This window comes from Microcoleus sp. w1-18aA5 (assembly GCF_036701705.1).
Taxonomy (GTDB): domain Bacteria; phylum Cyanobacteriota; class Cyanobacteriia; order Cyanobacteriales; family Microcoleaceae; genus Microcoleus.
This window is the reverse complement of record NZ_JAUPTE010000041.1, coordinates 1-20,072: the sequence shown is the minus strand read 5'-3', so window position 1 is coordinate 20,072 and position 20,072 is coordinate 1. Positions and strand designations below refer to the sequence as shown.

General features: G+C 46.2%; 12 protein-coding genes and 2 pseudogenes. 11 read left to right on the top strand and 3 right to left on the bottom strand.

What is annotated here, in order from left to right; genetic code table 11:
- Positions 1 to 456: 456 nt before the first annotated feature.
- Complete coding sequence (locus Q5691_RS16255; RefSeq protein WP_333215667.1) at positions 457 to 2,028, bottom strand: protein kinase domain-containing protein; 1,572 nt, start codon at positions 2,026 to 2,028, stop codon at positions 457 to 459.
- Between the two features lie 846 nt (positions 2,029 to 2,874).
- Between Q5691_RS16255 and Q5691_RS16250 the strand changes: the two genes are divergently transcribed.
- The 4 genes from Q5691_RS16250 to Q5691_RS16235 all read left to right on the top strand — a co-directional run bounded on the left by Q5691_RS16250 (position 2,875) and on the right by Q5691_RS16235 (position 7,274).
- Positions 2,875 to 3,489, top strand: a complete 615-nt coding sequence (locus Q5691_RS16250) for a hypothetical protein (RefSeq protein WP_333215669.1) — start codon at positions 2,875 to 2,877, stop codon at positions 3,487 to 3,489.
- 489 nt (positions 3,490 to 3,978) lie between these two features.
- Positions 3,979 to 5,637: an ABC transporter substrate-binding protein gene (locus Q5691_RS16245; RefSeq protein WP_333345628.1), complete on the top strand. Its 1,659-nt coding sequence runs from the start codon at positions 3,979 to 3,981 to the stop codon at positions 5,635 to 5,637.
- 65 nt (positions 5,638 to 5,702) lie between these two features.
- A complete protein-coding gene (locus Q5691_RS16240) occupies positions 5,703 to 6,254 on the top strand; it encodes an AAA family ATPase (protein WP_333215673.1) in 552 nt (183 codons plus the stop codon).
- Positions 6,255 to 6,263: 9 nt separating this feature from the next.
- Positions 6,264 to 7,274 carry an ABC transporter permease gene (locus Q5691_RS16235; protein WP_333215675.1) on the top strand — a complete coding sequence of 337 codons (1,011 nt, stop codon included), beginning with the start codon at positions 6,264 to 6,266 and terminating at the stop codon, positions 7,272 to 7,274.
- Between the two features lie 11 nt (positions 7,275 to 7,285).
- Here Q5691_RS16235 and Q5691_RS16230 read toward each other — a convergent pair whose 3' ends face one another.
- Together Q5691_RS16230 and Q5691_RS16225 are read right to left on the bottom strand one after the other, a co-directional pair.
- Positions 7,286 to 7,696, bottom strand: coding sequence for a hypothetical protein (locus tag Q5691_RS16230; RefSeq protein ID WP_333215677.1), 411 nt, complete (start codon positions 7,694 to 7,696; stop codon positions 7,286 to 7,288).
- A gap of 116 nt (positions 7,697 to 7,812) precedes the next feature.
- Positions 7,813 to 7,962 carry a hypothetical protein gene (locus Q5691_RS16225; protein ID WP_333215679.1) on the bottom strand — a complete coding sequence of 50 codons (150 nt, stop codon included), beginning with the start codon at positions 7,960 to 7,962 and terminating at the stop codon, positions 7,813 to 7,815.
- A gap of 252 nt (positions 7,963 to 8,214) precedes the next feature.
- On the opposite strand from Q5691_RS16225, the gene Q5691_RS16220 reads away from it, so the two are divergent.
- From Q5691_RS16220 to Q5691_RS16190, 7 genes and pseudogenes are all read left to right on the top strand, one after another.
- Complete coding sequence (locus Q5691_RS16220) at positions 8,215 to 10,083, top strand: efflux RND transporter periplasmic adaptor subunit (RefSeq protein WP_333345624.1); 1,869 nt, start codon at positions 8,215 to 8,217, stop codon at positions 10,081 to 10,083.
- A 361-nt stretch (positions 10,084 to 10,444) separates the two neighbouring features.
- Positions 10,445 to 11,662: an ABC transporter permease gene (locus Q5691_RS16215; protein ID WP_333345621.1), complete on the top strand. Its 1,218-nt coding sequence runs from the start codon at positions 10,445 to 10,447 to the stop codon at positions 11,660 to 11,662.
- A gap of 115 nt (positions 11,663 to 11,777) precedes the next feature.
- The gene (locus Q5691_RS16210; protein ID WP_333215685.1) at positions 11,778 to 12,998 is read left to right on the top strand and encodes an ABC transporter permease; all 1,221 of its coding nucleotides are present in this window, start codon (positions 11,778 to 11,780) and stop codon (positions 12,996 to 12,998) included.
- Positions 12,999 to 13,317: 319 nt separating this feature from the next.
- Positions 13,318 to 15,045 (top strand): phosphatase PAP2 family protein, encoded by a 1,728-nt coding sequence (locus Q5691_RS16205; protein ID WP_333345618.1) that lies wholly within the window; start codon positions 13,318 to 13,320, stop codon positions 15,043 to 15,045.
- A gap of 133 nt (positions 15,046 to 15,178) precedes the next feature.
- Positions 15,179 to 16,565: pseudogene (locus tag Q5691_RS16200) on the top strand (IS4 family transposase).
- A 782-nt stretch (positions 16,566 to 17,347) separates the two neighbouring features.
- Complete coding sequence (locus tag Q5691_RS16195; RefSeq protein ID WP_333215997.1) at positions 17,348 to 19,555, top strand: S8 family serine peptidase; 2,208 nt, start codon at positions 17,348 to 17,350, stop codon at positions 19,553 to 19,555.
- Between the two features lie 204 nt (positions 19,556 to 19,759).
- Positions 19,760 to 19,954 (top strand): annotated as a pseudogene (locus Q5691_RS16190) (IS5/IS1182 family transposase); the annotation flags it as partial.
- Positions 19,955 to 20,072: the final 118 nt, after the last annotated feature.

The window sequence follows — 20,072 nt, the reverse complement described above, 5'->3', positions numbered from 1 at the left end:
AAAGGAAGGAAGTTTGGGGGAATTGACAATCCCACCCCATTGTCGGGGATGGGATTGTTGAGAGTTAGAACAGTCTAACGCGCCACAGCTTAGCCCAAAAGCCTCGCTGACACTGGCTCAAATTCGAGGTTGGGGTTGCTTTGTACCAAAATGTTTGCAGCGAGGGCAGTATTGATACGCGACATCACACCACCTCAGCGCCGCGCACATATTCTAACATAATTTAAATCAAAATAGAACATAGTCCTGCATTTTTTTGCGGGCATTTGGATTGCAGAGGGAATAGGAAATATTCGATAAACTCAGACGGCGACTGTTGGGATTTTCAGATTCGACGGAAGTTTTTGGAAGATAGTCGTTGGCTAGGTAGGGCCTTATTATCTCAACTACTGAGCGGATATTTCCTGACTCATAAAACCAAGTATTTGTCCGCACTTTTAACCAACAAAAACCATACTAATTTGTCGCAGGTTCGGGAAAAGGCATCGTGGGATCTGCCACAGGGGGTGGTGAATTAGGTGCGATCGAACTATCTGAATTGTTGTCACTGCTGCTTGGTATCGCAGGCTCAGGCGATCGCTCGATCGGCGAGGCTATTACTGGCGACGGGGATTCCGACGGCGGCAAGGTTTCAGCGCTAGCACTCTCAGGGGCAGGCGGGGCGGGTGCGGCGGGCGGTTCTGGCGGCAGGGGCGCAACTTCAGGTACTGGTGCGGCTTCTGGTTGGGGATATGGCTTGATTTCGGTTTGAGGCTCTGGAATGGGAGACTCAGAAGGCTCCTCTGCGGGATCGGGCGTCGGCGATGGCTCAGGTTCCGCTTCGGGATCTGGAGCGCCAGTTTCCTGGCTTGGGGACTCAGAAGGTTCGGCGCTAGTTTCTGAGGGTTCGTCGATCTGTTCGGGAATGTTGCTGCTGTCTAAGGGGGGTTTGGGACGCTTGTTGAGTTCGATGGGGTAGAGAGGGGTGCTTTCGACAGACGGCTGTCCGAACATCGGCTCTGACAAATCGCGGGATTTGAGCAAATCTTCGAGAGATGGGAAGGATTCAATTTTGGGACTATTACTGAGACTGGTGCTGTTGTAGTGCGATGCTAGGTCAAAACCCATCCAGCCTGCAATTGCAGCCGTTACGACAAATGCCACAAAAGTCAACTGTGGCGGGGGAGGTGCGGGCAATCTTAGGCTTTGCTTGCCTTTTCTTTTTACTGATACTCGCTCTGTTTCTTGCAGCATGGTGAGCCAATTTTCCACTGTCTGAGGGCGGTTGTGGGGGTCGATTTCGAGTCCCTGAAGGATGGCTCGCTCGATTCTTGGGCTGAGGTTGGGCTGAAATTGCCGTAACTCAGTCAAGGGGATGCGATCGCGCAGGGGTGCTGCTACGGGGGCCACGCCGGAGAGTAAGTAGTAGAGGGTGGCTGCGATCGCGTAGATGTCAGTGGCCGGTGTACATTTACCGTCATAGAGGTATTGTTCGATCGGCGCGTATCCGGGGGAGAGCAAGTTAGTGTGGGTTTGTTTGGTGCCGGCGGTAAAGCCACGGGGAATTCCGAAATCTATTAACATTACTACGTGAGAATCAGCTCGCCGGATAATATTTTCTGGCTTGATATCTCCGTGCAGCAATCCGCTGTGATGAACTGTACTTACGGCTGAGGCTATTTGCCGAATATAGTGCACGGCCTGGGCTTCTGGCAGCGGCTGATCGGTTTCGACTATTTGGGCGAGAGTTTGGCCCGGAATGTAGTCCATTGCAATAAAAGACTGTCCGGCTTCTTCAAAAAAGTCGATTACCCTGACTATGTTGGAATGCTGACACCGCGACAGGCGTTGGGCTTCGGCAATAAACTGCTGCTGAAATTGGGCAGATTCTGGGTGTTGGCGCAGACTTTCGTTGAGGGTTTTGAGTACGACGGTTTGGTTTAAATGGGTGTGGATAGCTCGGTAAGTGATGCCGAACCCTCCTATCCCTAAAGTCGCGTTAATTGTGTATTTGCCCTGTTGCAGGACTGTTGCTGGCGCTAAGTTCATCTTCAGTTGATGCCGTTTCCCAAACTATGCTACCGCCTTTGGGTTATTTCGCAGAGTTAGGGGTGAGGTTTGATCGATCGGCTCCCTAGTTTGAGCTTTAGCTCTGCTATATCTTTAATCTTGGCATCCCCACGTCATTTTATCTGTAGTAGGTATTGTGAAACTTAACGCTCCGGCTTTCCAATAATAAAAATCCCGCTCTTGTGGAACGGGAAAGCCATCAGGGTGCATCTATAATATCTGACTCTAACTTATGGGGGGTACAACCCCTCATTACTTTAACAAGTCTTTAAAATTAGCCGATTTTTGTAAAAATTTAGGTTTTAGGTTGACTTATGAGCAATCTTATGATTTATCAGATTGCTGCGTGGCGATCTTGAGCTTGGAGAATTGACAGCAATTCTTGCACTCTGGCTGCGATCACTTCAGTTGAGGCGAACTGGTACATTCCGATGGCGAATACGATCTGGATTTATAGTACGTCGTTTTCCCATGTTGCTCGCAGAGTCAGACCTTACAGACCAGATTACCTTTTTGGCTCAGATCAAGTTCAGGCGAGCGGCATAAAATGAGAAAGAGGCATTGTATCGGGCTTAATCTTGAGACGGTCAATGGCTCAAACCTTGTAAATAAAAAGGCTGTAAGCATTCTCCAGGCATTGGTAGCCCAGAGAAATCAATGCTTAAATCGCTGTTCGCGTTACACACTAAGGCCTGTAGGCAAGCTCAAGTTCCCCCCTTTGGGGAACTTGAGCTTAGGTTGTCACAAATGGGGTCTTGCTGGTAACGAGAAGCGATCGATTAGCAATTAGCAGCAATTAGTAATTACTTATTCTTTGGTTTGAAAATGTCTGTTAAACAATCACATTACGAGACTTTACTAGCAGAGTACAGCGAATCTTCGGCCGCGATCGCCCTGCTGAAAAAATATCGGGTTTACATGGAAATGATTCCGAGTATCCGCCGCGCCCATGAGAGTTTAATCACAATTCCTTTGCCCATTGCGCGCTTGCGAGACGGGGTTTCTTATGCCGGAAGCAGCGGCACTAGCATATCGCCCGGACAGGCAGTTTGTTTGCCCTGCGATTTGGCGATTTTGATGTGCGATCCTGAATGGAAAGTTAAAATTGGAGTGGAAATTTTGATTTTCATTCATCGTCCGGGCGAAGAGTTTTCTGAGTTGCTTGGCCGCTGGCGGCAGTCTCAGGTTTGGCTGGACAAAGGTTACGAATGGGTGATGCCATACCGCTACAGGCATATTTACAGTGATGAAGCTGAAGCGGTTCATCCGCTATTTGTTTTGTTTGAGGAAACGCCGGAACTGATTCAACGGGGTTTGATGGCGGCTGGTTTACCGTTTGTGGTGGAAAGTTTCGACTCTGGGAGTGAGGAGGTAGAGGAGGAAGAGTTGCTGGGTAGCGGGGAACTGGGAACTATTGGTGAAGAAAGTTTGGATTTGTAGGGTGGGTGCGATCGCATATAGCCATCGTATTGCTTGAAGTGTAAATTTTTTTCAACGAACCGTAGAGGGCGCTCTTGGCGCAGAGAAAGAGAAAAATATTGATGTTGGCGAATTCTGAATCGGGTTGTTATATGCAGATATTCAAAAATATTTTGGGTGTGAAAAGGAATGTTTATGCTCCCCCCAAATTCATGGAGGAAATCTAAAATCTACAATCTAAAATCTACAATCGAATGACCCCTCTAGCTGGGGCGAAAACGTTGGCTTTCATGCTGGTTGCGTCACCTAATGTAAATGTGTGGGTTGAGATTTTGTTATCCAGCATGATATCATCAGGCTGCTCTATTTGGTTTGTTAATTTAGATGGGTTGTTAATATAGAATTTACTAAATGAACCGCAGAGAACGCAGAGACCACAGAGGGGAGAGAAAGAGCAAATTAGAATTTATTGATATGAGTAAAATTTCCTATTAAACCGGAGCTATTGAAATGAGATTGTTAAAAGCTTGGCGTTTAGTTTTATTAAGTATAGTTTTTGGGATGGCTGTAATTTTATCAAATTGCGGCACGCCCTCAAACACGGTTAGCAATAATTCTCCAACTGGGCCAACTCCTGCTGCGGTTCCGGCTGGGGCTTTAGTTTACGGTGCGGGCGGGCCGCCGGTTAATCTGGAACCGGGAAATATTACTGATGGCAATTCGGTGATTGTTATCGACCAAATTTACAATCGCTTGACTGATTTCAAACCGGGAACTGTGGAACTTGAGCCGAGTCTCGCTACTGAATGGTCAAGTTCTAAAGATGGCAAAACTTGGACTTTTAAGTTGCGTTCCGGGGTAAAGTTTCACGACGGTACGGATTTTGACGCGGAAGCTGTTAAGTTTAATGTGGATCGCTGGTGGGATGCCAAAAATCCTAACGGTTTTCGAGAATCTGGCAAAACTTATCCAATTTGGAAGAATTTTTTTGGTAGTTTCAAGGGAGATAAAAATTCCTTGGTAAAAGATGTGGCAGTTGTTGATAAGTCTACGATTAAGTTTGTTTTAAATCAACCTTTTGCTGCTTTTCCCTCGGCGATTGGGTCGGGTTATTTCGGGATGGCGAGTCCGGCGGCGGTGAAAAAAGCGGGTGCTAAATACGGCACTCCGGGGTCGGTAGCGGTGGGTACTGGGCCTTTTATGTTTCAGGAATGGCGATCGGGCGATCGCATTGTTTTGGAGAAAAATCCGAATTATTGGAAAACTGGCACGCCAAAAGTCAATCAATTGGTATTTCGCTTTGTTGACGACCCGGCGGCGAGACTGGCTCAGTTGCGAGCTGGACAACTTGATTTTACTGTGGATTTAACGCCGGATCAACTGAAAGAGGTTCAGGGAGATCCTAATTTAGAAGCTGTTGTGCGACCTTCTTTTAATGTCGGTTATTTAGCCTTAAATCCGACTTACGAACCTTTGTCAAAACCAGAAGTCAGGCAGGCGATCGCCCAAACAATTAACAAGCCAGCAATAGTCAAAGCTTTCTGGGGAGAACTCGGAAAACATGATTCGCAATTTATCCCGCCTGCGCTGAATTGGGCGGCGTCCGATCGAGTTAAAGATTATGAATTTAACCCACAGCAAGCTAAAGCAATGCTCGCGAAAGCCGATTATCCGAACGGTTTTGATTTGGATTTGTGGTATATGCCTGTCAGCCGTCCCTATTTTCCCACGCCGAAGCCGATTGCTGAGGCTTTGGCGGCGGATTTGAGCGCGATCGGGATTCGGGTAAAATTGCTGACAAAGGATTGGTCTGCTTATTTAGCCGATCGCCTCAAACCACCGGGCTTTCAAGCTTTTATGATGGGTTGGACTGGAGATTATGGCGATCCAGACAATTTTTATTATCCTCACTTCGGGCCGGGTTCGACGGCGGATTTGGGAAATTGGAAAAATCCGAAAGTTCTGGAACTTTTGGATCGGGGGAGGGCGAGTGGGGATAAAGCAGCTAGGGCGAAAATTTATGCGGAAGTTAGCGAGATTTTGCATGGGGAAGCTGTGCGTTTGCCGATCGTACATTCGCAGCCACTTTTAGGGAAACGCAAGAATATTCAAGGTTGGGTTCCGAGTCCTTTGGGGTCTGAGTCTTTTGAGGAAGTGAGCAAAAATTGAGAGTTTAGATCGAGAAACCTCTCCTCGGTTATCATACTTTACATGAATTTACCTTAACAAACGGTATGGAGAGCAACCAGCAACCTGCAAATCATCGGCCACAAATTATTTTGATTACCGGGAACATGGCTGCCGGAAAGTCAAGTGTGGCCCAATCCCTTGCCGAACGGTTGCCCAAAAGTGTCCACCTTCGCGGCGATATCTTTCGTCGCATGATTGTCAATGGACAGGCGGAAATGGCGTTAAATTTGTCAGCAGAGGCATATCAGCAGCTTCAACTGCGGTATCACCTGGCAGCAATGGCAGCGCGACACTATCTCCAGGCTGGTTTTACGGTCGTTTATCAAGACATCATCATTGGTTCGGCGCTGGCTGAGGTACTTGCCACTTTCCACGATGTGCCGTTGTCCGCGATCGTTCTGTGTCCGAATGCAGAAGTTGTAGCTGCACGGGATGCAGCAAGAACGAAAACCGGATATGCCAACGAAACAATGGTTTATGCCTTCGATCGCATTCTCCGTACCGAAACTCCTCGCCTTGGCTACTGGCTGGATTCAACCAATCTAACGGTAGAAGAAACGGTCGATCAGATTTTGGCAAATTTGCAAGGTGAATGAGATCAACTGATGTTTCAATATATTGTTAAACGTTTGCTGGGACTCTTGCCAGTCCTTTTCGGAATCACTCTGCTAGTATTTATATTTTTGCATTTGATACCGGGAGACCCAGCTACAGTGCTTTTGGGAGAACGTGGAACTCCCGAACAAGTGGAAATTTTGAGAGCAAGGTTGGGTCTGAATCAGCCTTTGCCTTTGCAATATTTTGCTTTTTTATGGAGTTTGATCTGCTTCGATTTGGGAAATAGTATTATTAGCGGTATTCCCATAATTGATGAAATTACAAGTCGCTGGCCTGCTACTTTTGAACTGTCTGTGGTGGCGATGTTGGTGGCACTGGTTATCGGAATTCCGGCGGGAATTGTGGCGGCGGTTCGGAAAAATAGCTGGCTGGACAATCTCGCGATGAGCGGTTCGTTAATTGGCGTATCTTTGCCGGTGTATTGGTTGGGATTGATTTTGATTTATTTGTTTGCTGTTTATCTGAAATGGCTGCCTCCTAGCGGGCGCATTAGTGTAGATTTGGGGTTTGGTTTTAAGTCGATTACGGGTATTTATGTTTTGGATGCGTTGCTGAGATGGGATGTGGCGGCTTTGCGGGATGCGATCGCCCATTTAATCCTTCCAGCTTTGACTTTAGGAACTATTCCTCTGGCTATTATAGCTCGCATCACTCGTTCTGCGATGCTGGAAGTGCTTTCTCAAGATTACATCCGCACTGCGAGGGCTAAGGGCTTGCCGGAATATTGGGTGATTTTGAAACACGCTTTGAAAAATGCGTTTTTGCCGATCGTCACAACTATTGGTTTGCAGTTCGGCACTCTTTTAGGCGGCGCTATTCTGACTGAAACGATTTTCTCGTGGCCGGGAATTGGTTCTTGGATTTATAGCGGTATTCTGACGCGGGATTACCCCATTGTCCAAGGAGGAGTTATTTTTGTGGCTGTAACTTTTGTACTGATTAATTTGGCGGTTGATATTTCCTATGCTTTTTTCGATCCGAGAATTCAGTACCGTTAATGAAAAGGAAATCAGACACGAAATGCTTGTTTAACATCCGGTCGCAGCAAGTAGTAAATGCTCGCCACTGCAAAACCCAGAGTTAAAAAATTGACTGCTGTACCGCCGCTGCCCAACATTTTGGCAATTTGCGCGAGGGTGGCGATGATGTGGACAATTAACGTTCCCGTCCAAGCCCAATTTTTGAGGTGAAACAAACCCCAAGTTAAGAGTAAAGAGAGGAGGCCTAAAATAAAACTAATTCCAGCAAAAATGGCAATGAAGCCGCCGATTACAGTGCCAACTTTTGCCCCGCCGACAGCCGCACCGATACCGCCAAAAATGCCAGCAAAAAGTAAGATGAACAAGCCGTCAAGGAGGCTGAATACGCCGCTAATTAGCTGCAAGATTGCCAGAACTGTAACGCTTTGAGGACGATTCATTGTTTTTATTTCCCATTTTTAACGGATTTGAAAAATATTTTAACCTGTTGTGGGCACAGGGTGGATATGTATTCAGGACTTACGCACCGCTACCCGTGAAACCGGGTTTATGAGAATTAAGTGTGTCCATACTGTGTCGTTACGAGCGATTCACTGACCGATCGCGCTGCGATCGCTAACACGAGTCCGCAATGACCTACTGTAGTCGATCGCCCGCTGCCCGATCCGCCTTTTTTGCTGCTGAGGAGCGCGCTTCTCAGCAGCAAAAATGATATTATTTATTAAAATATATTTTTATTTGCCAGCATCCAGGAGCGATTTTGTTTAGATCCACCTCTTTTGGCTGAAAAAACTTAACATTTTGTAATAACTTGCAAAGATTAGCTATAATTGTTTACAGGTGCTGGTTGGGGAACTTTTTATAAATCACCCGATCGGATGAGTCTGAAAGACGATGCCAAGCATCAGCAAAAATTTTACCTTTAAGGTAATCCTGAGATTAAATTAGGTGAGTCGGTATGATCGTTAGCCCTAAAAAGGAAACTGCTCAGGTCAAGGTGGAAGATACTCAGACTGTAGACACCAAGGCCGCAGAGACTAAAATTGCAGATAACAAAACCGCCCAAAAGCAGTCTCCGAAGAAACCCGCGCGCAAACCGCAGCGGTGGGCGATTGGGTTGGTTGCAGCCGGGTTGCTAGCTGTACCGACCACCATATATATAGCAAAAAGTCGATCGCAGCCGAAAGTAGATGCGATCGCCACTATGACAGTGCCGGTGGAAGCGCAAAACCTCACGGTGCGGATCACATCCAGCGGGACGGTGCAGCCCGTACAGCGCGTGAATCTCAGCCCTAAAGGCTCCGGCAGGATCGCAGAATTGTTTGTCGAACAGGGCGATAAAGTTGAAGCAGGACAAATCGTGGCCCGCATGGAAAGCCGCGATGTAGAAGCTCAACTAGCTCAAGCTAAAGCCCGCGAAGCTAGCGCGCGAGCAAAACTCGCCAAAATTGAAGCCGGGAATAGATCGGAAGACATCGCCAGCGCCCGAGCGCGCTTAGATCAAGCCGAAGCCAGTCTGGCGCAAGCCCAAGCCGGCAGCCGCGTTGAAGAAGTTGCAGGAGCCAGAGCCCGCTTGCAGCAAACTCAAGCTGGCTTACAGCGACTGCGAGCCGGCAGCCGCGTTGAAGAAGTCAGCCAAGGGCGAGCTCGTTTAGCCCAAGCTCAAGCTCGTTTAGCAGACGCTCAAACTGGTAGTGTCAAACAAGAAATTGCCCAAGCACAAACGCAAATTGACTCGAGTAAAGCCCAAGCCGAACTAACAGCTCAACGGGTGGAACGGAATCGGCCGTTAGTGGAAGAAGGTGCTTTAGCTAAAGATAAACTCGATGAATTAATTAAAGAAAATCGTACAGCCCAAGCTAAATTAATAGAATCTCAAAGACGCCTGCAACAACTACAAGAAAATCGGCTGTCGCAAATTCAGCAACTGCAAGCTGCTGTGCAAGTCGAGCAGCAAGCGTTGAACCAATTGCAAAACGGCACGCGATGGGAAGAAATTGCCAAAGCTGAAGCAGAAGTTGCCGAAGCTAAAAGCAAATTAGCGCAAGTAGAGAACGGCAACCGTCCCGAAGAAATCGCCAAAGCCGAAGCAGCAGTTGCTGAAGCAAAAAGCCAATTGGCCGCACAAGAAAATGGTTCTCGCCCGGAAGAAATAGCTCAAGCTCAAGCTGAATTAGCCGAAGCTCAAGCTCAAGTCCGCTTTCAAGAAGTGCAGTTAGAAGATACGAAAGTTCGCGCTCCCTTTGCTGGAATTATTACCCAAAGATACGCCATTCAAGGAGCTTTTGTAACTCCGGCAACTTCGGCATCAGAAGCTACTTCGGCAACTTCGACATCGATTGTTGCTCTAGCTAGAGATGTGGAAGTTTTGGCGAAAGTCCCGGAGGCTGATATCAGTCAAATTAAACCGGGTCAAGAAGTTGAAATAGTCGCCGATGCTTATCCAGATAAAGTCTTTAAAGGTCGCGTTAAATTAATTGCACCGGAAGCTGTTAAGGAACGGGATGTGACCCTATTTCAAGTGCGAGTTGCCATTGATACGGGCAAAGAGTCGCTGCAATCGGGGATGAATGTAGATTTGAGATTTGTCGGTCAAAAGCTGAGCAATGCTTTAGTTGTGCCGACGGTAGCAATTGTGACTAATAAAGGTCAAACGGGTGTGCTAGTTCCTGATGAGAAACAACAGCCGAAGTTTAAGCCTGTTACGGTTGGCTCGACTATTGGCAATAAGATTCAGATTTTAGAGGGTGCCGCAGCGGGCGATCGCGTTTTTACGGAACTTCCTCAAGGTAAAAAATTAGAGGATATTATCAAGAATCAGAAATAGGGCATAGGGCATGGGGCATGGGGCATAGGGCATGGGGCCTTATTTATCTCGATCGCTCTACGGTGTTTTCCCACCCGGAGATCCCCCCTAACCCCCCTTAACAAGGGGGGGACAAGAGCAGTCGAAGTCCCTCTTAATAAGGGGGATTTAGGGGGATATAGACTCGGCTACAAGCGAGTTTATTATGGGTTTAAATATTAAGTTGACACCAATAATCCCAATCCCAAATCCCAAATCCCAAATCTAAAATCTAAAATCTAAAATCGAATAATCCAATCCCAAATCCCAAATCTAAAATCTAAAATCGAATAATCCCAATTCCCAAATCTAAAATCTAAAATCCAAAATCTAAAATCGAATTATGGATATTGTTGAAAGCGTCAAAATGGCCGTCACAACTTTGATGGCAAACAAGCTTCGCAGCACCTTGACGATGTTAGGAATTATCATAGGCAATGCTTCTGTCATTTCGATGATCGGTATCGGAGAAGGAGCTCAAACATTTATCGAAGGACAGGTTAACTCTCTGGGTTCAAACTTGCTATTTATTATTCCCGGAAGTCCTGAAGCGCAAAGCCGCCCGGTGATTCCACCTCAGACTTTAGTAGTGGAGGATGCAGAGGCGATCGCATCTCAAGTTCCTTCTGTCCAAGAAGTCGCACCCACTCTCAATGACAGTCAACTCGTTACCTACCGCAACAAAAATGTCTCATCTTCCATTGTCGGAACTACCCCAGAATTTCTGACAGTCAGAAGCTTTGATGTTGGTCAAGGTCGATTTTTAAACAAATTAGATTTAGAAAGACAAGAAAATGTGGTTGCTTTAGGATCGGAAGCTGCCGAACAATTGTTTGGCAATACACAGCCAATTGGTCAATACATTCGCATAAAAAACTCGAGTTTTCAAGTGATTGGTGTCATGCAGGCTAAAGGCTCAAGTTTTGGAGACAATCAAGATATGAATGTTTATTTGCCGCTGACAACAATGGCAAATAGAATTGTTGGTCGATCGTCTCCCTACGGTACAAAAGTAACATTTATTTCGGTTGCTATCAAAGATGAAACTATGATGCAAGCAGCTCAATTTCAAATAGAAAACTTGCTCAGATTGCGGCACAAAATTACTAAAGAAGACGATTTTACTGTTCGTAACCAGAAAGATTTAATGAATACTTTGGGCAGTATTACTGGTGCTTTGACGTTGATGTTAGCTTTCGTGGCGGCAATCTCGCTGTTTGTCGGCGGCATCGGGATTATGAATATCATGCTGGTTTCTGTTACGGAACGCACGAAGGAAATTGGATTGAGAAAGGCGATCGGAGCTTCTCAGCAGGATATCCTGATTCAGTTTATGATAGAGTCTGTGATTTTGTCAGCAGCAGGCGGGGTGATCGGCACTGGATTCGGTATCGGTGGCGTGCTTTTAGTAGCTGCTGTTACTCCCCTGCAAGCTAGTGTTTCGCCAATGGCGATCGCACTTGCAGTCGGTGTTTCCGGCAGTATCGGCTTATTTTTCGGCATCGTACCTGCAAAACAAGCTGCTAAATTAGACCCGATTGTGGCATTGAGAAGTGCTTAAGAAGTCATTAGTTATTAGTCATTAGTCATTAGTCATTAGTCATTGGTTATTTGTTGGTTTCAATTACCAATTCCCGATGCCCGATGCCCAATTCCCAATTCCCAATTCCCAAATTATGAATTTTATTGAAAGCGTCAAAATGGCCGGTCAAACACTACTAGCCAACAAAACTCGCAGCAGTTTAACAATGATTGGCATGATTGTCGGCAACGCTTCAGTAATTGCCATGATTGGAATTGGAGAAGGAGCTCAAAAATTTGTAGCAGGACAAGTTCAATCCCTGGGTACAAACGTATTAATCGTGAGGCCGGGAGTTCCCAACGCTAGGCGAAGTACCATCTCAAGTGCGCCTCAAACTCTCGTACTGCCAGACGCAAAGGCGATCGCAACTCAAGTCCCATCCGTTCAAGGCGTGTCAGCAGAACTTAACAGTTCCGAAATAGTTCGCTACAGCAACAAAAATGTTTCGTCTCTAATTTTTGGCACGATTCCCGAATTTCTAGAAGTCAGAAGCTTTGAAATGGCCAAAGGGCGGTTTTTGAGCGAACTAGATGTTAAGCAAAGTAACCAAGTTGTGGTTCTCGGTTCAGAATTAGCAGAGAAACTTTTTGGCAATACAAATCCCTTGGGCGAACAGGTGCGTATCCAAAATGTCAGCGTCAAAGTAATTGGAGTATTGGCGCCCAAAGGCACATCTTTTGGTACGAATTTTGATAATTCCGCCGCTGTGCCGATCACCACAATGGCCAATCGCATAGTCGGGCGCAAATCTCCCTATGGTTTAGCTGTCACGTCGATATTTATTTCGATTAAAGATGAATTGCAAATGGACGCGGCGCAATTTCAGGTGGAAAACTTGCTGAGATTGCGGCACAAAATTACTACCGAAGATGACTTTACTGTCAGAAATCAGAAAGATTTAATGGCAAGAATGGGGGCAATTTCCGGCGCTTTGACTCTGATGTTAACTGCTGTTGCCAGCATTTCCCTATTAGTCGGTGGCATTGGGATTATGAACATTATGCTGGTGTCCGTCAGCGAACGCACTCAGGAAATCGGGCTCAGAAAGGCGATCGGCGCCTCCCACCAAGATATCTTATTTCAATTTATTGTCGAAGCTGTGATTTTATCCGCTGCCGGAGGGATAGTCGGTACTTGCGTAGGTGTTGGTGGTATCTTGCTTGTAGGTAATTTCACCCCATTGCAAGCTGGAATATCACCCGTGGCGATCGCCCTTGCGGTCAGTGTATCCGGTGCAGTTGGCCTCTTCTTCGGCGTTGTCCCCGCCCGCCAAGCCGCCAAACTCGACCCGATCGCAGCTTTGAGAAGTGCTTAATCAACATATACTTATTCAGTTACACAATCCGCACCTTTTATGCTGGTAAAAATTATCTTGCTCTAAAGATAAAAAAAACGTTTTTTTATAAAAAATTAACAACGTTGCAGTATCTAATGCAGTTTCAATATCTGTATTTTTACGCAAATTCAAAGCGCCCAACTTCATAAAAAGCCCGTTAAATATTAAATAAAGCTTGGTTGTGGCGTTTACTTATCAACCAGAAAGTTTAATATTATTAAATCAGGGGTAAACACACCTAAGCATCTACAGACGGTACTAACCTTTGGGCTTTAATCAAAATATCCAATAAAGAAACATGGCATCCCTCACCCCTAGTCCTAAATTTGACTATCTTGAAGGAACCACCCAACCAGACAGATTTAACGGATTGGATGGCAACGACATAATTTATGCCAACAACGGAGACGACTATCTAGAAGGCGATGTAGGCAAAGACAAAATCTGCGGCGACCAAGGTAACGATACGATTCTTGCTGGTGCAGACAATGACATCCTCTGGGGAGGCAAAGGCAGCGACCTAATTGGTGGCGATTCCGGCAACGATATCATCTACGCAGGCGTAGGTAGCGATACCATCAGCGGTGGCACAGGCGATGATATATTTGCCATTGCTAAAGGCAGTGGCGGCCCAACTGTAGCTGCCGCCGACTACATCGCCGACTTCGGCAACGGCAATGACAAAATTCGATTGCTAGACGGCCTCAGCTTTGAAGATTTAAACATCCAGCAAGGCACCGGCGTCAACAGCAACAGCACTATAATTCAAGACAAACTCACGGGCGAGTATTTAGTAGTATTGGCGGGAGTCAACAGCAACACAATCAACCGCGACCAATTCACAAGTCAGCTATCGGGAAACCCTGTCATTGAGTGGAACGGAGTCATGCTGAATGCAGTGCGGACAGGCAACACCGCGCCTCCCCTCGCCTCCCGCAACATGGCAATGGTTCACGCAGCCATTCACGATGCTGTTAACTCGATCAGCAAAAAATACAGCCATTACCAGGTCAACATAGATGCACCAGCAGGCACATCAGCAGAAGCCGCCACAGCAGCCGCAGCCCACCGCACCCTAGTCAGCCTCTACCCAGCGCAAGCAGCCACATTCAACGAAGTATACGCATCGTCTTTAGCTAAAATTACCGATGGCAAAGCTAAAGAAGACGGGATTGCCCTCGGACAGCAAGTTGCTGACCAAATTATCAGTTCGCGGAGTACAGACGGCATCACGCAAGTAGTGCAGTACACCCCCAAAACCGACCCCGGTAGTTGGGTGCCGACTCCCCCTGCCCTTGCCGCCGCGCTGGCGCCACAGTGGGGAGAAGTTACTCCCTTTGCCATGACTAGCGGTTCTCAGTTCCGCCCGGCAGGCCCGCCCGCCCTTGACAGCGCCAAGTACGCAGAGGAAGTGAACTACGTCAAAGAAATCGGTAAAAGTGACAGCCTCACCCGCACCCCAGACCAAACTGCGATCGCCAAATTCTGGGCTAACGGCGCTGGGACGTTTACGCCTCCGGGCCACTGGAATCAAATCGCCGAAGAAACAGCAACTCTCACCGCCACATCCCTGGAAGATAGCGCCCGCTTGTTTGCCATGCTGAATATTGCTCTCGCCGATGCAGCTATTAGTTGCTGGGATACCAAGTATGAGTACAACTTGTGGCGGCCGGTGACAGCTATTCGCCAAGCAGACACAGACAACAATCCCAACACGACAGCCGACCCCCTATGGACTCCGCTGATAACTACTCCGCCGTTCCCTGAGTACACGTCTGGTCACAGTACCTTTAGCGGTGCAGCCGATGCCGTTATGAGTTATATATTTGGTTCGGATTACGGCTTTGCCGATCGGGGAGATCAATCTGTCAACAGTTTGCGAACCTATCAGAACTTCAGCGAAGCGGCCGACGAATCGGGCATGAGTCGCATTTACGGAGGCATCCATTTCATGAGTGCTAACGTAAATGGCTTGAGTGCGGGTAGAAATGTGGGGAACTATGTTGTCCAGAATTTCTTAGTGTAGGAAAGTAGCAGTTCCCGATAGTTTTGTAGTGAGGACTGAAGTCCAATGGCACTGAAAAAGTGAGCAAAAAAAAATCTGTAAGGCACTATCTGCGTAGATAATTGCCTTACAAACCAAAATATCTCTCTCTAGTATGCCCAATCGTGCGTCTATTCTCAAGCAACAATTTTTACAGAGCGTCGCCTTACCCTGGAAAGAATTGCTACCAGACTCTAAAGTCAAAGAGCTTCTGGCGAAGGAGGATCTCAGATACTACAACAGCGTCTATACACCGATAGTCATCTTATGGGCGATGGTATCTCAGGTACTAGATCCAGACAAAAGTTTGAGTCAAGCGGTGAAGCGGATGAGTACCTGGCTGAGTGTAGCTGGAGTCAAGCCTCCTTCTTCAGACACGGGGGCATACAGTAAAGCTCGTCAACGACTACCTGAAAGATTTGTCCAACAGTTAGTACCCATAGTGGCAGAGGCATTAGAAAAGCAAGTTTCAACAGAACAACAATGGTGTGGGCGCTCGGTACGGGTTCTAGACGGAACAACTGTGCTCATGAGTGATACTGCTACTAATCAAGCCGAGTATCCGCAACACAGCAATCAAAAAACTGGGTGTGGATTTCCGATTGCAAAAATGGTAGTACTCTTTTCATTGCTCACAGGTGCAGTGGTATCGGCTGGTATTGCTTCATTGGCGACGAGTGAGATTGTGATGAGTCGCCTGCTGTATGCGAATTTAGTTCCCTCCGATGTGATATTAGCCGATAGAGCTTACGGCAATTATGTCGATTTAGTTTTGGTAAAACAGCAGGGAGCAGACGCTGTTTTTCGGAAAAATCATCTCCGTAAGACCGACTTAAGGGCGGGGTAAGAAGTTGGGAATTGGTGACCATCAAGTAGTCTGGAATAAGCCCCAACAGTGTCCCAAACACATGAGTAATGAGGAATTTGAGGAATTACCATCTAATTTCATTGTTCGGGAAGTCTGCTTGCGAATTCAACGCCGTGGCTTTCGAGCTGAGCGTATTATTGTAGTCACAACGTTACTGGATGCCCAGCGCTACACTGTTCAAAAATTAACTCAGTTATATGGACGGCGCTGGTCTGCTGCTGAGGTTAGTCTCCGGCATCTTAAAACAACTTTGAAAATGGAGATGTTAACAGCTAAAACTCCGGCAATGGTCAGAAAGGATATCTGGGCACACTTATTGGCTTACACTTTATTACGTACCATTATGTGGCAGGCCGTATCTTCGTCAGAACATACAGCTTTTCAACTCTCCTTCCAATCAACTCGACAGCAGTTTAATCAGTTATTGACGTTGTTGGCAACTACAGGAAAACACCAACAGCGACAATGGCATCAATTGCTGTTGGAGCAGGTGGCAACTAATTTACTTACGATGCGACCCGATCGTTCCGAACCTAGGGTGTTGAAACACAGACCGAAGCCCTATCCTCGAATGCAGGAACCTCGCTCTATCTTAAAAGGTAAACAGGCTAGGCGAGCGAGACTTTTTCAGTGACATTGGACTTCAGTCCTCACTATAGTTTTTAGTTTTTTATGAAAAAACTCCTTACTACCCTCGCAACGTTGCTAATTTTATGGTGAATTTAGTAGCAAGTCTAATTGCGTATACATACCAAGCTCAAAAGTTATCTATGTATGACATAGAGGCTCCTATTTCCACTTTTAATTAATTCGGATTTCCGCCGTCGAACTCACCTTCAGAAACACTCTATGTTGACCGTTGCACTCGTCCGCTTCGAACTTGCGTTATATAGCGTTTTGTAGGGCAATTACCCGTCGTTAAACCCACATTCGGCAGTTCTTAACATAGTCAAAAATATGTTGACGATCAAACATCATCCTAGTAACTTAATTCCCAACATATTCTCGATAATTAATGACTATGGAGCAACCAGAAACACTCCTTAATAAAAACTCATATTTCTACATATCAGCGTTCGGCTTGTAGAGAAAGAATTACAGCCATCTCTTACCAATAAATCCCCAATTAATGTTAAGACCTGCGGAATGTGGGGTTAAACTTATATCTTGCACCATTCTCAATTAGCGTTTTAGGAACAGGCAAGATGCCTGTTTTACAAGAAAATCTACTCCTTGTGGAACGGGCATCTTGCCTGTTCTTGAGAATGGTGCAAGATGTGGGGTTAAACCTATCTATAGGATTGTTGCCTGAGTCCTAAGAATTTTCTTTGAGTATTATTAAAAAACTTTGCGATTTCAGGGTTGAAACTTTTTCCATAGATAAGATATACCTATTGAGCTGACCAGGAGCATCTGATGATGAGTAGTTCCAGCAGTGACGGTAATTTTTTAGATCTAACTCCCAATTCTGATTACTTCAGGCTAACCCCAGGACTTTTAAATCCCATCAGCGGAGGACTGCGGGCTTTACAAGGTAATGATACTGTGATTGGTTCGGTATCTCCAGAATCGAGCGATGGCGGTGGCGGTCAGAATTTCCTGTTAGGAGGTAGCGGTAACGATTCTCTATTGGGCGGGAACTTTGATGACTTCATCTCTGGCAACTTTGGGAACAATACCCTCGTTGGAGGTCAAGGAACAGACTCGCTGCACGGTAGTCAAGGCAGCGACATACTTACAGGTTCTGATGACCAAGATAGTTCGGTTAGCAATGTGGGTGGAGACACGCTAATTGGTGGTAGTGGCAATGACTCTTTTGTACCCCAAACCGAACGAAAAGCAGCAGTAGGATTAACAGACCTGGGTACTCTGAAAAATTCAATTAGGCTGAATGGCTTCGTAGGTGAAAACAACTTCCAAGATATTTACACTTTCACCACTGACACACCCAGTAGTATCACATTAGAACTCAATGGTTTAAGTGCGGACGCTGATTTACGGTTTGCGAGAGATGCTAATCAAGATGGTAGCCTGAGTCCAGAGGAAATCTATGACTCCCAGAATTTGGGAATTGAGCCAGAAGTAATGATAAGTAGGTTTTCTTTACCAAGTACATACTCTGTCTTAGTTCGACAAGGTGTACGGGGAGCTAACACCAGCTACAACCTGAATATAACTTTCAAGCCAATTCAGGTTTTGCTGAATCAAGTTACTTCTCTTGGTACATTCAGCAGCGGAGTCAAGGGTTCGGGGGATGGCTTTGTTGATGAGAACCAACCTGCGAAACTCTACAAATTTGATCTCCCACAGCCCAGCAACCTTCAAGTCAACTTGCGGGGAATGTGGACAGGTACAGATGCGGATTTAATGCTGTTTCAAGATGTCAACAATAACAACAAGGTTGATTTTGGTGAAATTCTTGGCGTTCCTCAACAGCAAGGCAACAATTCAGAGGAAATTTTCTTTAGGGGTTTATCAGCAGGTACTTATTATCTCGGCGTCAACCCTTTTGTAGGCAGCACACCCTACAACCTCAGCATCTTAGCTGCACCGGCAACAGATAAGTTCAACAGCTTGTTTGGCTACGGACTGGTGGATGCAGCAGCGGCAGTTGCGGCTGCCACTGGTAAACCGCAGTTGGATGCTGCTAACCCGCTCACCAGTGCTGCTAAATTGAATAACATAGGAGACTTAAACCTCCTCAATGTTGCCCCAGCCTGGAAAGCAGGATACACGGGTAAAGGTGTGGTGGTTGCGGTACTGGATAGTGGCGTTGACTTGAGTCATCCCGATTTACAGAGCAATATCTGGCGGAATCCTAAAGAAATTCCGGGGAATGGTATTGATGACGATCTCAACGAAAAAACTGATGATGTAAATGGGTGGGATTTTGTAGATGGCGATGCTACTGTCTCCCCAGATTCAAACGATCAGCTTGGGTTTCACGGAACTCACGTAGCAGGAATCATTGGGGCTAAAAGAAATGGAATTGACATCAATTCTCCCAATCCTACACTGGAAATGAATGGGGTCGCTTATGATGCTCAGATTATGCCGATTAGGGTGGGAAGTGTTGGAGGTGATGTATCTGGTCCAAATCTTATTGACGGCATTCGCTATGCGGTAAACAATGGCGCCGATGTGATTAATATGAGTTTGGCCGGAGCAAAGTTCCTCGATCCAAATCTACGGAAAGCCTTAGAAGATGCTAAGGAAAAAGGAGTTTTTGTGGTGATGTCAGCGGGAAATGACAGGGACAAGTTCAACCCTAGCGAACCAAATTTTCCAGCATTTTATGCTTTCGATAATTTGGGAATAGCTGTCGGAGCAGTAACAAGTTTTCCAGGCAAACAGGTAACAGTTTTTTCCAATCCTGCTGGTTCGATACCAACAAATTTTGTGGTTGCTCCGGGCCGTGAAGTCTTATCTACAATTCCGATTACGCTGGGAAACGTAGGTTATGGCTTTCTGCCGGGAACGTCTATGGCTGCTCCCTATGTTGCAGGTGTAGTTGCTCTAATGCTTCAGGCGAATCCAAACCTAACTCCTGACGAAATTTTGGAATTTCTGACTACAACAGCAAAACCTGAAGGAATTACCCCGGAAGTTCGTGAGACTAATTAACAACTACTGGGTAATTTATTGAACCCCGGTTTCTCCAAGAAACTGGGGTTTTGAAGATGTACATTATTTTTATGCAACTACTTAGGGTTTGCTGAATAATCGCTCGCATATTGCGTGGTCTGGGTTTTCGATCGCGCGATCGAGAAAAAAGTGCAAGATTAACAGGTAAAATAGGTCAAAACCCGTGCATCACCACCTGCGATCGTGTACAAAAAAGCTGAGCTTGCTCACCCCTCACCTTCCGACTTTGAACTCCCCTCATGTGGGAAATTGTCACTCCTTAACCGTTGGGTAAAAATGGCCGAACTAATCCCGTGGTCAGAATTTGAAACAGAATATGCTAAAAACTTCCCCACAGAAAGGGGGGCCCCTGCTAAATCCTTTAGGATGGCATTGGGGCAGGGTAAGCTCATCTAATTTGGTATAAATTGTACTTGACAAAAAAAACAAAATACACAGGGATCCCCCTCGTCATTAACGGTTCTATAATGCCTCAAAGCTAAGTCATCAAGGTAAG

What these genes read in the sequence shown, in the direction of transcription:
- Q5691_RS16255 (WP_333215667.1), bottom strand. Translation starts at nt 2,028, where the DNA reads ATGAACTTAGCGCCAGCAACAGTCCTGCAACAGGGCAAATACACAATT.
- Q5691_RS16250 (WP_333215669.1), top strand. Translation starts at nt 2,875, where the DNA reads ATGTCTGTTAAACAATCACATTACGAGACTTTACTAGCAGAGTACAGC.
- Q5691_RS16245 (WP_333345628.1), top strand. Translation starts at nt 3,979, where the DNA reads ATGAGATTGTTAAAAGCTTGGCGTTTAGTTTTATTAAGTATAGTTTTT.
- Q5691_RS16240 (WP_333215673.1), top strand. Translation starts at nt 5,703, where the DNA reads ATGGAGAGCAACCAGCAACCTGCAAATCATCGGCCACAAATTATTTTG.
- Q5691_RS16235 (WP_333215675.1), top strand. Translation starts at nt 6,264, where the DNA reads ATGTTTCAATATATTGTTAAACGTTTGCTGGGACTCTTGCCAGTCCTT.
- Q5691_RS16230 (WP_333215677.1), bottom strand. Translation starts at nt 7,696, where the DNA reads ATGAATCGTCCTCAAAGCGTTACAGTTCTGGCAATCTTGCAGCTAATT.
- Q5691_RS16220 (WP_333345624.1), top strand. Translation starts at nt 8,215, where the DNA reads ATGATCGTTAGCCCTAAAAAGGAAACTGCTCAGGTCAAGGTGGAAGAT.
- Q5691_RS16215 (WP_333345621.1), top strand. Translation starts at nt 10,445, where the DNA reads ATGGATATTGTTGAAAGCGTCAAAATGGCCGTCACAACTTTGATGGCA.
- Q5691_RS16210 (WP_333215685.1), top strand. Translation starts at nt 11,778, where the DNA reads ATGAATTTTATTGAAAGCGTCAAAATGGCCGGTCAAACACTACTAGCC.
- Q5691_RS16205 (WP_333345618.1), top strand. Translation starts at nt 13,318, where the DNA reads ATGGCATCCCTCACCCCTAGTCCTAAATTTGACTATCTTGAAGGAACC.
- Q5691_RS16195 (WP_333215997.1), top strand. Translation starts at nt 17,348, where the DNA reads ATGATGAGTAGTTCCAGCAGTGACGGTAATTTTTTAGATCTAACTCCC.